The organism is Sphingomonas sp. TX0543 (assembly GCF_048565505.1).
Lineage (GTDB): Bacteria > Pseudomonadota > Alphaproteobacteria > Sphingomonadales > Sphingomonadaceae > Sphingomonas.
Map to the genome: position 1 here is coordinate 391,322 of NZ_JBLZUS010000002.1, position 13,253 is coordinate 404,574.

Consider the following 13,253-nt stretch of genomic DNA (forward strand, 5'->3'; position numbering starts at 1 on the left):
ATACGCAAAATCGAAAAAGGACGAGCAAGCCTAATAATCCGGGAAGGCTGAACCGCTATGACATCTCCCAATTTCGAGCATCTCAAGGCGCATATTCTTCCGTTATCCGTCGCATCAAATTTCGAGGCAGCCCGTCAGGAATGGGAGCTTGTCGCTGTTGAGATCAGCGAGGAGTGGGATAATTGCCCCTGTGGTCAGGACATCAAGGAACATTGCTACATTCGTAACCGTCACAACGGAAACAGCACCTATGTGGGCAACGTCTGCATCAATCGCTTCATCCAGATTAGTACCGGAAATCTGTTCGACGGTCTGAGGCGCATCGCCGAAGATGAGACCGCAAATGCCAACCACGATTTGATCGAGCACGCCTATCGCATGGGCTACCTGTACAGCGAAAAGGAATATCGCTTCCTGATTCAGACTGCTCGAAAGCGCACACTGTCTCAGGCCCAATTGGACTGGAAGCGCAAGATCAACCGCCGAATCCTAGCGCAAACAATCGTGCAGCGCCGGACGAAGCGATGAGCGACGTGAACCCACGGCAGCTATTTCAGATCGCGGAACGAAAGCCGTCGGTCTGCTAACGGCCCGGTTTCGGCATTTCAAATGAGGCAGCGTTGGCTCTTAGACCGTTGCCCGGAGGAACGACGGTAACGAGCGAATCCCTTCGCCCGCTCCAAATTTAAAACAAAAAAATCGTGCGGTTAAGCGGTCCTGATGGATCGCTTTTTATGCAGCGGAACCGCGCCACAACGGCGGCGATGGCATTCCTGGCGCGGGGCTTACCATTCACCGGCTATTCTGTGGCCAGGTCCGCCGCCTGCCGAACTGAGCGAGCGCTGAACCCTGGGCCACCTTAGCGATCCTGTTTGGTGTAGAGATGGTTTTGTTCCTGGCGGGATTGCCATAGAGCGATCCTGTCATGGCCTTACGAACCCCCTTGATCCCGTCGCGACCGTCACTGTCGTTTGCCTTGCTGCTATCTTTGCTCGCCGCAATATGGATTGCCGGCGGCGCTTCACGTGCGGACGTTCCTGGGCAACTGATCGTGCGTGGCGCGGCGTGGCTGGCGCTGGTCGCCGGTGCGCTCGCTGCCGACTGGCCCCGCTGGCGCGATGCGCGGCCCGTTGCACTGCTGCTGGCGGCGTCGATCACGCTGGCTGCACTGCAGCTAGTGCCGCTGCCGCCCGCCCTGTGGCAGGAGCTGCCCGGCCGAGCGCCCTTCGCGGACGCAGCGCTCGGCGGAGCAGGGCAGCCTTGGCGCCCCTGGTCGATTGTTCCCGGCGCAACGGCGAATGCGCTATTTTCATTGGTGGTGCCGTTGACGGTTTTACTGTTGCTGCTCGGCACAAGGCCGGCCGAGCGCGCAATCCTGCCCGGCATTCTGTTGGCTCTGATTGTCGCTTCGATGTTGATTGGCCTGCTGCAGTTCTCGGGTGCCGGCTTCAACAACCCGCTTGTCAACGACACGCGGGGGCAGGTTAGCGGGACTTTCGCGAACCGCAATCATTTCGCCCTTTTCGTGGCGATCGGCTGCGCACTGGCGCCGGTATGGGCATTCCAGGGCGGCCGTCGGCCGGGCTGGCGGGCCCCGATCGCATTCGGGCTGCTTCCGCTTTTTGCGCTGACCATTCTGGCAAGCGGATCACGCGCCGGCATGCTTGTCGGTGTCATTGGCCTGGCGGTGGGGCTGATCATCCCATGGCGCCCGCTGCGAAGGGAACTGGGCCGCTACCCGCGCTGGGTTTTGCCCGCGATGATCGGTGGCTTTGTCGCGATGATCCTGGCGCTGGTGGCGTTGAGCATTGCGGCGGATCGCGCAGTCTCAATCAGCCGGGTGCTGACGATTGAACCCGGCGAGGACATGCGGCGACGTGCGCTGCCGACGGTGCTGGAACTGATTCGAACGTATTTCCCGGCGGGGTCGGGGCTTGGCGCCTTCGATCCGATATTCAGGATACACGAGCCTTTTGCGCTGCTGACGTTCACCTATTTCAACCACGCCCATAACGATTTTCTCGAGATTGTGCTCGACACCGGGTTGCCGGGCCTGCTGCTGCTTTCGGTTTCGCTCGCGTGGTGGTTGTGGGCGAGCGTCAAGGCATGGCAAAAACCGGAGGCTTTGCCGCGATTGGGTTCGGCGCTGCTGCTGCTGGTGCTGGTCGCCAGTCTGTTCGACTATCCGGCGCGCACTCCTATAATCATGACCTGCGTGATTATCGCGGCGTTGTGGCTGAATGGCGAACGGCCGCGAAACGCGGAAGGGCGGGCGCGGCCAGCTTTACCCATTGGGAGGACAGACCTATAGGCCACGGCAACCCTTCCTTCATCTGTGGAAGTTTCAGTTAGATGCGTTACCCTTGCCTTGCCCTGCTGATGGCGACCGCCGCGCTTGCGGGATGCGCCGGCCGACAAGCTCTGCAATCCACCGAGCGCCTTACCGTCGTGAAAGACAGCACGACGCTGCCCGGGCCTAACCGGCTCGATCTCACCGCGCCGGATCGGCCCTCGTTGATCGGGCCGCTAGATACGATCCAGGTCGATGTGTTCAACGTTCCCGATCTGAGCCGCGAAGTGCAGGTCGACGCCAGTGGCCGGGTTTCCATGCCGCTGGCCGGGACAATCGACGCGCGCGGCAAGACTTCGGCCGAACTCGCGGAGGCCATCGAGGCGGCGCTGCGCGGTCGCTACGTGCGCAATCCGGAAGTGACGGTGAACATCAAGAGCTCGGTGAGCCAGGTGGTGACGGTCGACGGGCAGGTGGTGGAACCGGGGCTGTATCCCGTGACCAACCAGATGACATTGATGCGGGCTATCGCCTCGGCCAAGGGCCTGTCGGAATATGCGCGGCAGGACGATGTCGTGATCCTGCGCACCGTGGATGGACGAAAAATGGCAGGTCTCTACAATGTCGGCGCTATCCGGCGGGGGGGATATGACGATCCGCCGATCTATGCGAACGACGTGATCGTTGTCGGGGATTCGCCGCAGCGTCGCCTGTTCCGCGACTTTGTCTCGCTTTCGCCTATTCTTGCCGCGCCGCTGATCGCGATCGTGAACTAGGAAGGGGCAACCGACATGAACTTGGTCACTTCCAATTTGCTGGGCGCCGGCCCGGCCACCGGGCCGATAGTCGCCCAGACGGGTATCGGCACGCACGATCGCATCCCGCTGATCCGTCAGTATCTGCGCGTCGCGCTGCGCTGGCGCTATGTAATTCTTGGCGCGGTGGCCGGTTGTGTTCTGCTAGGCCTAATCGCTACCCTGCTGATGACGCCGAAATATACCGCCACGGCGACAATCGAGATTTCGCGCGAATCAGACAAGGTCACCAATTTCCAGGGGGTCGACCGCGAAGCAAGCGTCGCCGATCAGGAATTCTATCAGACGCAATATGGCCTGTTGAAATCGCGCTCGCTTTCGGAACGGGTGGCGACGCAGTTGCGGCTCGTCGACGATCCCAAGTTCTTCCAGATGTTCGGCATTCCGGATAAGAATCCGGCATTTCAGCTCGTTAACGGGCGTTATCCGTCCATGGGCAGGCAGGAGCGCCAGCGCGTGGCTGGCGAGACGCTGCTGAAATATCTGGGTGTCAGCCCGACGAGACTGTCGCGGCTGGTCGATGTCACCTTCACCAGCCCCGATCCCGATTTCTCCGCCAAGGTCACCAATGCCTGGGCCGACAATTTCATCCAGACCAATCTGGAGCGCAAGACCCAGGCAACATCCTATGGCCGCAACCTGCTGCAGCGGCAGCTTGGGCAGCTGAAAGACAAGCTGGACGAATCCCTCCGCCAACTCGTCAGTTACGCGTCGGCGGAGAAGATCATCAACCTGCCGGCCCAGTCGGGAGATGGCAAAACAACGGGCGAACGCTCGATCGTCGCGGATGATCTCGCCTCGCTCAACGCGGCGCTTTCGCAGTCGACGGCCGATCGCATTCAGGCGGAGGCGCGCTACGAACAGGCGGGACGTGCCGGCGCCTCAACAGAGGCGCTGCGCAATATCGCCATTAACGGGCTGCGGCAGAAGCGCGCGGAGCTGTCTGCTGAATATCAGCGGATGATGATGCAGTTCGAGCCGGAATATCCCGCCGCGAAGGCGATCCAGTCGCAGATCGACCAGCTTGACCGCTCGATTGCGCGCGAGGAAAGCCGTGTTTCAGGGTCGCTGCAGGCTGATTATCGCGAGGCGCAGGAGCGCGAAAGATCGCTGCAGGCCAAGGTCGACCAACTCAAGGGCAGCTATCTCGATCTGCGCCGGCGCAGCATTCAATATAATATCTATCAGCAAGAGGTAGATACGAACCGCGCGCTTTATGACGGTCTGCTTCAGCGCTACAAGGAAATCGGCGTTGCCGGCGGTGTTGGCGTCAACAATATCTCTGTCGTCGATCCGGCCGATACGCCGCAAAAACCGTCCAGTCCGCGTCTGCTGATCAACCTTGCCATCTCGCTGTTCGCTGGGTTGGGCATTGGCGCACTCGCAGCCTTCGCGCTGGAACAGATGGACGAAGCGATCGCCGATCCGGCGGAAGTGGAGCGGCGGCTCGGCCTGGCGCTGCTCGGTTCGGTACCGAAGGTGGAGGGGGCCACTCCGAAGGAGGCGCTGCTCGATCGCAAGTCCGATCTGTTCGATGCCTATCTCGCGGTTCAGACCAACCTCGCCTTCACTACCGAACACGGCGTGCCGCGTTCCTTAGCGGTCACGTCGACACGGCCGGCGGAGGGCAAGTCGACTACCTCGCTCGCGCTTGCCACCACGCTGGCGCGTGCGCAGCGCAAGGTAATCCTGGTCGATGGCGACATGCGTTCGCCCTCGGTCCATCACCTTGGCGGGGTTAGCCATGAACGTGGGCTCAGCAACTTCCTCTCGGGTGACGACAACATCGCCTCGCTGACCTTCGCCATGACCGATCTGGGCTTCACCGCCATGTCGGCCGGGCCGATCCCTCCCAATGCGGCAGAGCTGCTGACCGGCAATCGCCTTGCGGTGCTGATCGAGCGGCTGCTGGAAACCTACGATCATGTCGTGATCGATTCTCCGCCGGTAATGGGGCTGGCCGACGCGCCGCTGATTGCCTCGCGGGTGGAGGGCGTGATCTACGCCGTGGAATCGCACGGTATCCGCTCCAGTCTGGTCAAGACCGCGCTGGGCAGGCTCGTCAGCGCCAACGCACATATCATCGGCGGCGTGCTCACCAAGTTCGAGGCGCGCAAGGCGCATTACGGCTATGGCTATGAATATGGCTACGGCTACGGCCGTGACGGCAAGGTCGACAAGGCGGCGCGCGGGGGATGAGTCGACGACGCCGTATCCTGCCACGACGAGGAGCCAGCGAATGGGGCATTCGCATCGCGCTGGCGATGGTTATGGCGACGGTGGGAACCTGGTCGGTGATGCAGTCGCTGGCATATTCGGAACGCGGCGCCGCCCCTGAACTGGCGCACCAGCTCGCGCCCGGCGACGGGCGGATCACGGCGCTCCTGTCGGAGAAACTGTCCGGCCCGGAGGCCACGCCCGCCGAGCGCGCCAAGGCTGACCAGCTGGCCCGCCTCGCCTTGCGGCAGGATCCCACCGCCGTGCCCGCTGCGGCTACGCTCGGGATCGATGCTCAGCTTCGCGGCGATACCGCCGGCGCGCGGCGCATTTTCGCTTATGCACAGATGCTCTCCCGGCGCGACCTGCGTACCCGCCTCTGGGCGATCGAGGATGCGGTGGGGCGTGGCGACGTGGCGGGGGCGCTGAGGCAATATGACATCACGCTCCGCACCTCCACATATGGTTCGGATCTGCTATTCCCGGTGTTGTCCTCCGCGATAGCCGATCCGGCGATCCGCGATGCGCTTGTCGGCACGCTCGCCGCGCAGCCGGTCTGGGCGCAGGCATTCATCGATTATGCCGCCAGTCATGCGCCCGATCCGCGCAGCGCCGGCGGACTTTTCGCCAGGCTGCGGCGCATCGGGGTGCCGATCTCCGGCAACGCCAGCGCGGTGCTGCTCAACGCGCTGCTGAGCGCCGGTTTTCGCGACGAGGCCTGGAGCTATTACGCGTCGATTCGCCCCGGGGCAGACCGGCGCATGTCGCGTGATCCGCGCTTCGTCGCCGCGCTCGACACGCCCTCCCCCTTGGACTGGGTGCCGATCGCCGATGGCGGCATTTCCGCCTCGATCCAGAGGGAAGGCAGGAATGGTATCTTCGATTTCTCCGCGCCGGCAAGCGTCGGCGGGCCAGTCTTGCGGCAGATGCAGCTGTTGCCGGCCGGTGATTATGTGCTTGGGGGCCATAGCCTGAACATCGATCCGCCGGGCGGTTCGCGACCGTATTGGACACTGACTTGCCAGGACGGGCGCGAGCTTGGGCGCGTCGCCTTTCCCAAGTCGGCCCAGGCCGGCGGCAATTTCGCTGGACGGTTCACCGTTCCCGCAGGATGCGTAACGCAATATCTATCGCTGGTCGTCCAACCATCCGATGCAGTGGGCGGGGTGAGCGGGCAGGTTGACCGGGTGCAGCTGGCCCCGGCGCATTGATCGGCAGCGAGGGAACGACGATGCTACAGCGCTTGGCCAATTCGATTGCCGTGATATCGCTGGTGGTTGCGCTCCCGGCGATGGCGCAGGACGTGTCCGGCGGGCGCGTAGCGAGCTCCACGGTCGGCGACGCGGGCCTGCGTCGGACAAAGGAAGTTGGCGTGGCCGGTATCAAGCCGATGGCACGGATCGACAATCGCATCCAGAACCGCATCCAATCGCGTATTCGCAATCGCATCGACCGGAACTACGATCCACAGGCCAACGCGACTTCCCCATTCAAGGTCGCCGGCGATCAGGCGCGCTCCGCCGGAAAGCCCCAAGGCCGGTAACTCACGCGGTTGGTCGCGACTCGCGTGTCGATCACTGCTGATGCGACCCAAGTCAATGGTGGGCGGTGACGGGCTCGAACCGCCGACCCTCTCGGTGTAAACGAGATGCTCTACCAACTGAGCTAACCGCCCTCGCCGCAGCCGATGGCAGACCCGGTCGCAGATCGCAAGCCTTAGCCGTCAGGCCAGCGGCAAGCCCATTGCTCGGGCGGCGCCAACATAGGAGCGCATCCCATCGAGCGCTGACTTGGTCAGGCCCATGAACGCGCGTCGCCGGTCGAACGGGTCGGGGCGCCGCTCAAGAATACCTGCGTCACTCATCCGCGTAATCCAGCGCAACGCGGTCGTGGGTGGCACGGCGGCGGCGATGCACAAGCTGGAGACCGATACGTCCGCCCGCTCCAGATGCGCAGCGAACAGATCGAGCATCATGTCCCACGCCGGATCCTCGAATAGCCCCTTCCCGAATTGCCTGTCACGCAGCCGGCGCGCGCGGATGAGCTGGCGGATCTCGCCTGCATCGATCGCGATCGGCTCATCTTCTCGCGCGGCATAAACCGGGCGCGCGTCGGCAACGGAAGAGGGCTCCCCGGGATGCGCGGCCTGCGGCCTGCTGAGCCGTGCGAGCACATCCGCTATCCGTGCGACCTCCTCGTTGAGCCGCGCTAGCCGTGTCGCTTCGTTCTCTGCGATATGATCGCGCAGCTGCGCGCCGTTCACCGCCCGCCATACCGAAATGGCCATCGCCCAATCCGCTAGGGTCGGGTCACAGAGAAGATCGACCCGCCGCCCGATCAGGCCGGCACCGGCGATATCGATCTGCGCGGGAGAAATACCCGCCACAATCGCCAAATTACGCCCGGTCGCGATGCCGTCGAGCCGATAAAGCGTGGACGCAAGGCGCTGGTCGTCCACGTCGCGCGCATCGAGGAGGAGCAACGGTTCGGCGGCGGTTTCCTCGAACTGATCGAGCGCGCCTTCCCAATCTACGCTGGCGAGAACTCGCCCGCCGGCCACGCGCACGGCATCTCGCAGCGGCTGATCGCGGGAAAGGCCTGGCCCGGCGACGATGAGCGCGTCGAACCGCGCGACAGCTTCGTACGGCTCCGTCATATCGTGAAACATCCCGGTTCTCCGATCTGCGGCAATCCGTTGAAATTATGCAAAGAACCGAAATGGCGCAGCCGATACATCTCCATTACGGAGTAGAATCGACAATTTTCGCCCGGACTACGTCCGAAATGGAGGAATCTGCAGAAACTCAGTCGAGTGACTTTACGATTTCCTCGACCATCTTCTTCGCATCGGCCAGCAGCATCATCGTGTTGTCCATGTAGAAAACGTCGTTGTCGACACCGGCATAGCCGACACCGCCCATCGACCGTTTAACAAACAGCACCGTTTTGGCCTTCTCCACATCAAGTACCGGCATTCCATAAATCGGGGAGGTCTTGTCGGTCTTCGCCGCCGGGTTGGTCACGTCATTGGCTCCGATCACGAAGGCTACGTCGGTTTGCGCGAACTCGGAATTGATGTCCTCCAGTTCGAACACCTCGTCATAAGGCACGTTCGCCTCGGCGAGCAGCACGTTCATATGCCCCGGCATTCGCCCCGCGACCGGGTGAATCGCATATTTCACGCGGACGCCGTGCTCCTTGAGCTTGTCGCCCATCTCGCGCAGCGCGTGCTGCGCCTGCGCTACCGCCATGCCATAGCCGGGAACGATGATGACCTGTTCGGCCTGGCTCATCAGGAACGCGGCGTCCTCCGCCGACCCGCGCTTCCACGGGCGATCGATCTTTGCCGCATCGCCGCTGCTCGCAGCTTCGGCGCCAAAGCCGCCAGCGATCACGCTGATGAAGCTCCGGTTCATCGCGCGACACATGATGTAGCTGAGAATCGCGCCCGACGAGCCGACCAGTGCGCCGGTGATAATCATCGCCGTATTATGAAGGGTGAAGCCCATCGCCGCCGCCGCCCAGCCGGAGTAGCTGTTGAGCATCGACACCACTACCGGCATGTCCGCGCCGCCGATCGGGATGATGAGCAGGAAGCCGATGACAAAGCTCAGCACCGTCACTGTCCAGAATACCCACGGCGACTGATCCTGTGTGAAATAGGCGATCAGGACGAGAATGCCGACGAGCACGCCGAGATTGAGCACGTGACGCGCGGGCAGCATGATCGGCGCGCCGCCCATATTGCCGTTCAATTTAGCAAAGGCGATGACCGAGCCGGAGAAGGTGATCGCGCCGATCGCGACGCCGAGACCCATCTCGATCCGGCTGACCGTAAGAATCTGCCCCGCCGCATCGACGATGCCGAACGCCGCCGGGTTGAGATAGGCGGCGCAGGCGACCAGCACCGCCGCCATGCCGACGAGGCTGTGAAAGGCCGCGACGAGCTGCGGCATCGCCGTCATCGCGATCCGGCGCGCGGTCGTGATGCCGATCGCGGCGCCAATGCCGATGGCCAGGAGGATTTCGCCGAAGGCAACCGGATCAAGCCGGCTGAACACCGCCCAGTAATCGATCTCGGGCGTCTGCCCGACGACCAGCACCTCGATCGTCGGCGCGTGGGTGAGGAGCGTCGTTACCACCGCGATGGCCATGCCGATCATGCCGAAGCGGTTGCCGCGTTGGCTGGAAACCGGGCTCGACAGCCCGCGCAATGCGAGAACGAAGCACACGCCGGCAATCAGATAGGCCAATGCCGCCCAGGGATTTACCGCGACGTGTTCCATTCCATTCCCCCAAAACGTCGCCCCGAACGCCGGGGTTAGATTACGTCATCACGCCGGACGATCCCGGCCTTCGCCGGGGTGATGCAAGCGTCAGTGCTTGGCGGCCGCCGGCCGGTCCTTCTTCTTGTACATCGCCAGCATCCGCGCGGTGACGGCAAAGCCGCCGAAGATATTGACGCTCGCCAGCGTCACCGCGATCAGCCCGAGCCATTTCGAACTGGCGCTGCCGGTCGCCGCCGAAGCGATCAGCGCACCCACGATGATGACCGAGGAGATCGCGTTCGTCACCGCCATCAGCGGCGTGTGCAGCGCAGGCGTGACCGACCACACCACATAATAGCCGACGAAACATGCCAGCACGAAGATCGACAGGATCGCGATGAAATCCACGGGATTAACTCCTCACCTTGCGCTCGGCCCTGGCGACGATGTCCGCCGCACACTTCGCGACCTGCGCGTTGCGGCACGTGCCGCTCATCGAGGCGATCCGCCGCGAAGACAGGTTGCTGCCCGGCTCGACCAGGTCGACCATATAGTCGAAGCGGTCACCCTTTTCGGCGACGTCACCGAGGATGACGAGCGAGAGCCCTGGCTTGTCATCCCCGCCAGCCGCGCGCAGCCGCTTGGCATTGCCCAGGCTGGCGATCAGCGCGTCGGACAGCTTTTGCGTCAGCACGCCCTCGCCGGTTGCGCGAACGTCCACCGGCCGCCGATCGGCCGCCGCCGGCGCAGCAACGGCAAGCAGAAGCGCGAGGATCATCCGAGCAACCTCGCATTGACCACCTTGCCGTCCCTGGTCAGCCGCACCGCATCACCGATTTCCTCATCGAGGATCGGGCGGCCCTGCTCCTTATCCCAGAAGGCGGAGAGGAAATTGTAGAGGTTTCGGGCGAACAGCGCGGATGCGTCCGCCGCGAGGCGCGACGGCACGTTGCGATGCCCGACGATTTTAACGCCATGCCGCTCCACGACCTGGCCGGCCACCGCCCCCTCGACATTGCCGCCCTGCTCCACCGCGAGATCGACGATCACGCTGCCCGGCTTCATCGTCGCGATCTGCGCGTCCGAAATCAGGCGCGGCGCGGCGCGGCCGGGGATCAGCGCGGTGGTGATGACGATATCCTGCTTGGCGATGTGCGCCGATACCAGCTCGGCCTGCGCCTTCTGATATTCGGGCGACATCTCGGTGGCATATCCCCCCGATCCCTCGCCTTCGATACCGGCGACATTCTCGACGAAGATCGGCTTTGCTCCGAGCGACTGAATCTGCTCCTTCGTCGCGGACCGCACGTCAGTGGCGGAAACCTGCGCACCCAGCCGGCGCGCGGTGGCGATCGCCTGAAGCCCCGCCACGCCGACGCCCATGACGAATGCCTTCGCGGCGGTGATCGTGCCCGCCGCCGTCATCATCATCGGAAAGGCGCGCCCGTATTCGGCGGCCGCGTCAAGCACCGCCTTGTAGCCGGCCAGGTTCGACTGGGACGAGAGGATGTCCATCGATTGCGCGCGCGTGATGCGCGGCATGAATTCCATCGCCAGCGCCTCTATCCCGGCCGCCGCATAGGCATCGACCCGCGCGCGTTCGCCGAACGGGTTCAGTCCGGCGGCGAGCCATGCGCCCTGCTTCACTCCTGTGATGCTCGCCGGATCGGGGCCTTGCACGCCCAGCAGGATATCCGCGCCGGAAACCACGCCTGCCCGGTCAGCCAGCGTCGCGCCAGCGTCTATATATCCCTGGTCGCCGAAGTCCGCAGCCGCGCCGGCTGCGTGCTCGACCGAGACTTCCGCGCCAAGCGCGATAAATTTCCTGACCGTTTCGGGCGTGGCGGCGACGCGCCTTTCGCCATCCACGGTTTCTTTGAGGACGGCGATCTTCATGCCGGTCAGCGGTAGATAAGCCAGATCACCAGCGCGGCGATCAACGCCACGCCGACCGAGCCCCATTTCAGCAGTTCGATGACGCTGTTATAGGTCGCGATGTGCGCCTTGATTTCTGACTTTTCGGCCATGGCGTCCTCTCGCTCCCCTGATTCGTCTCGCTCCTTATCGACGCTTGCCTCGCGCCTCAAGCCCGACCGGTTGCTGCGACGGTGCGTAGCGCGGACACACAACCGTCGCTCGATTCCGTTCCGAAGCACCGGGCCGGGTGCTTAAGCCGCCTTTTACCCATCCTGTCCTATCAGCCGAATCCGTCCCCGCCGTATCGGAATGGATCAATGGAATGACGCGTAACGGCCAACGGCTGCTGATGCTGATTGACGACGAGCCCGGCCAGCGCCGCCTGGTGGCGACTCTCGCCGCGCGTGGCGGCTGGCGCACGATATTCGCGGACGATGCGGAGATGGCACTCGCGACGCTCGGCACCCAGGATGGCATGCAGCTCGACGCGATCGTGCTCGATCAGCGCGGCACCGACGATTCCGCCGGCATCCTGATCGGCGAGATTCGCGCGCGCCGCCCCGCGCTGCCGGTGCTGGTGACCGCTACCGACGGTTCCGTTTCACACGCTGTGGAGGCGATGCGCGCCGGGGCGACCGATTTTCTCGTCAAGCCGCTCGCGCCGGAGCGGCTGCTTACGGCATTGGAGGCCGCGGTCGCCGGCACCGACGCCGGTGAGTTGCGGCCGCTGACGGAGAAGATCCCGGCAATGCTCGGCTTCGACGAAATCGTCGGCTCCGCGCCCGATTTCCGCGCCGCGCTCGCGATCGCCGCCAAGGCGGCACGTGCACGCGTCGCCGTGCTGATCGAGGGCGAGAGCGGCGTCGGCAAGGAAGTGGTCGCCGAAGCCGTGCACGCCGCATCGCCGCGCGGGCGCAAACCGATGATAACGGTCGATTGCGGCGCGATGTCGGCCAATCTCATCGAAAGCGAACTGTTCGGGCACGAGCAGGGTGCCTTCACCGGCGCGTTCGATCGCAAGGTCGGCAAGTTCATCGATGCCGACGGCGGCACGATCTTTCTCGACGAGATCGGCGAGTTGCCGATGGAGGCCCAGGTAAAGCTGCTGCGTGTGCTCCAGACCGGGGAAGTGCAGCCGATCGGCGCGCGCCACGCGCGCGAGGTGGACGTGCGCGTGATCGCGGCGACGAACCGGAAGTTGAGCGAAGAGGTGGAGGCAGGGCGGTTCCGCGAGGATCTCTTCTTCCGTCTCAGTGCCGTGCAGGTGACGATCCCGCCGCTGCGCGAGCGGACCGGCGATATCCCCGCGCTCGCGCGGCATCTGCTGGCGCGGATCGCGCGCCAGCCGGGGCTGCGCCAGCTTGGCATCACCGATGATGCGCTCTCGCTGCTGGTCGAATATGACTGGCCGGCCAATGTCCGCCAGCTTCAGAACGCGCTCTTCCGCGCCGCGGTGGTCTGTGAAGGCGATGCGCTGACGCGCGGCGATTTCCCGCAGATAGCGGCGCTTGCGGGCCGGCGGGATGCCGTGCCGGCCGCACAGCGGATGGCGACTTCCGGCGGCGTCACATTGTTTCGCGCTGACGGACACATGCGCGCGCTGGAAGAAATCGAGGCGGACGTGATCCGGCTCGCGATCGGCCACTATCGCGGGCGCATGACAGAGGTGGCGCGCCGCCTGGGGATCGGGCGCTCGACCCTGTACCGCAAACTGGTGGAACTCGGGATCGACAACGCGGCGTAGCA

At 63.9% G+C, this 13,253-nt stretch carries 13 protein-coding genes and 1 tRNA gene; 7 read left to right on the top strand and 7 right to left on the bottom strand.

All coding sequences use genetic code 11. From position 1 onward, the window contains the following. Positions 1–57 precede the first annotated feature (57 nt). The 6 genes from ACM61V_RS02480 (at position 58) to ACM61V_RS02505 (ending at position 6,865) form a co-directional block, all read left to right on the top strand. Positions 58–528 carry a hypothetical protein gene (locus tag ACM61V_RS02480; RefSeq protein WP_137785502.1) on the top strand — a complete coding sequence of 157 codons (471 nt, stop codon included), beginning with the start codon at positions 58–60 and terminating at the stop codon, positions 526–528. A gap of 415 nt (positions 529–943) precedes the next feature. Beyond that, positions 944–2,311: an O-antigen ligase family protein gene (locus ACM61V_RS02485; RefSeq protein WP_171007478.1), complete on the top strand. Its 1,368-nt coding sequence runs from the start codon at positions 944–946 to the stop codon at positions 2,309–2,311. Positions 2,312–2,352: 41 nt separating this feature from the next. Continuing rightward, positions 2,353–3,066 (top strand): polysaccharide biosynthesis/export family protein, encoded by a 714-nt coding sequence (locus ACM61V_RS02490; protein WP_137785504.1) that lies wholly within the window; start codon positions 2,353–2,355, stop codon positions 3,064–3,066. Positions 3,067–3,081: 15 nt separating this feature from the next. After that, positions 3,082–5,304 (top strand): GumC family protein, encoded by a 2,223-nt coding sequence (locus ACM61V_RS02495; protein ID WP_137785505.1) that lies wholly within the window; start codon positions 3,082–3,084, stop codon positions 5,302–5,304. Next, the gene (locus ACM61V_RS02500) at positions 5,301–6,533 is read left to right on the top strand and encodes a hypothetical protein (RefSeq protein ID WP_137785506.1); all 1,233 of its coding nucleotides are present in this window, start codon (positions 5,301–5,303) and stop codon (positions 6,531–6,533) included. The genes ACM61V_RS02495 and ACM61V_RS02500 overlap by 4 nt, the downstream gene beginning before the upstream one ends. Before the next feature lie 20 nt (positions 6,534–6,553). Continuing rightward, positions 6,554–6,865, top strand: a complete 312-nt coding sequence (locus ACM61V_RS02505) for a hypothetical protein (RefSeq protein ID WP_137785507.1) — start codon at positions 6,554–6,556, stop codon at positions 6,863–6,865. Between the two features lie 56 nt (positions 6,866–6,921). Here the strand turns inward: ACM61V_RS02505 and ACM61V_RS02510 are convergent. The 7 genes from ACM61V_RS02510 to ACM61V_RS02540 all read right to left on the bottom strand — a co-directional run bounded on the left by ACM61V_RS02510 (position 6,922) and on the right by ACM61V_RS02540 (position 11,617). After that, positions 6,922–6,997: transfer RNA gene (locus tag ACM61V_RS02510), tRNA-Val, on the bottom strand. Positions 6,998–7,045: 48 nt separating this feature from the next. Next, on the bottom strand, positions 7,046–7,978 hold the full coding sequence (locus ACM61V_RS02515; RefSeq protein WP_419713785.1) for a hypothetical protein: 933 nt from the start codon (positions 7,976–7,978) through the stop codon (positions 7,046–7,048). Positions 7,979–8,126: 148 nt separating this feature from the next. Next, entirely contained in the window at positions 8,127–9,608 is a 1,482-nt protein-coding gene (locus ACM61V_RS02520) for an NAD(P)(+) transhydrogenase (Re/Si-specific) subunit beta (protein ID WP_137785509.1), read from the bottom strand. Positions 9,609–9,698: 90 nt separating this feature from the next. Then, positions 9,699–9,998 carry an NAD(P) transhydrogenase subunit alpha gene (locus tag ACM61V_RS02525; protein ID WP_137785510.1) on the bottom strand — a complete coding sequence of 100 codons (300 nt, stop codon included), beginning with the start codon at positions 9,996–9,998 and terminating at the stop codon, positions 9,699–9,701. A gap of 4 nt (positions 9,999–10,002) precedes the next feature. Then, complete coding sequence (locus ACM61V_RS02530) at positions 10,003–10,368, bottom strand: hypothetical protein (RefSeq protein WP_137785511.1); 366 nt, start codon at positions 10,366–10,368, stop codon at positions 10,003–10,005. After that, a complete protein-coding gene (locus ACM61V_RS02535; protein ID WP_137785512.1) occupies positions 10,365–11,486 on the bottom strand; it encodes an NAD(P) transhydrogenase subunit alpha in 1,122 nt (373 codons plus the stop codon). The genes ACM61V_RS02530 and ACM61V_RS02535 overlap by 4 nt, the downstream gene beginning before the upstream one ends. Before the next feature lie 5 nt (positions 11,487–11,491). After that, positions 11,492–11,617 carry an aa3-type cytochrome c oxidase subunit IV gene (locus ACM61V_RS02540; RefSeq protein ID WP_137785513.1) on the bottom strand — a complete coding sequence of 42 codons (126 nt, stop codon included), beginning with the start codon at positions 11,615–11,617 and terminating at the stop codon, positions 11,492–11,494. A gap of 212 nt (positions 11,618–11,829) precedes the next feature. On the opposite strand from ACM61V_RS02540, the gene ACM61V_RS02545 reads away from it, so the two are divergent. After that, positions 11,830–13,251 (top strand): sigma-54-dependent transcriptional regulator, encoded by a 1,422-nt coding sequence (locus ACM61V_RS02545; RefSeq protein ID WP_137785514.1) that lies wholly within the window; start codon positions 11,830–11,832, stop codon positions 13,249–13,251. Positions 13,252–13,253: the final 2 nt, after the last annotated feature.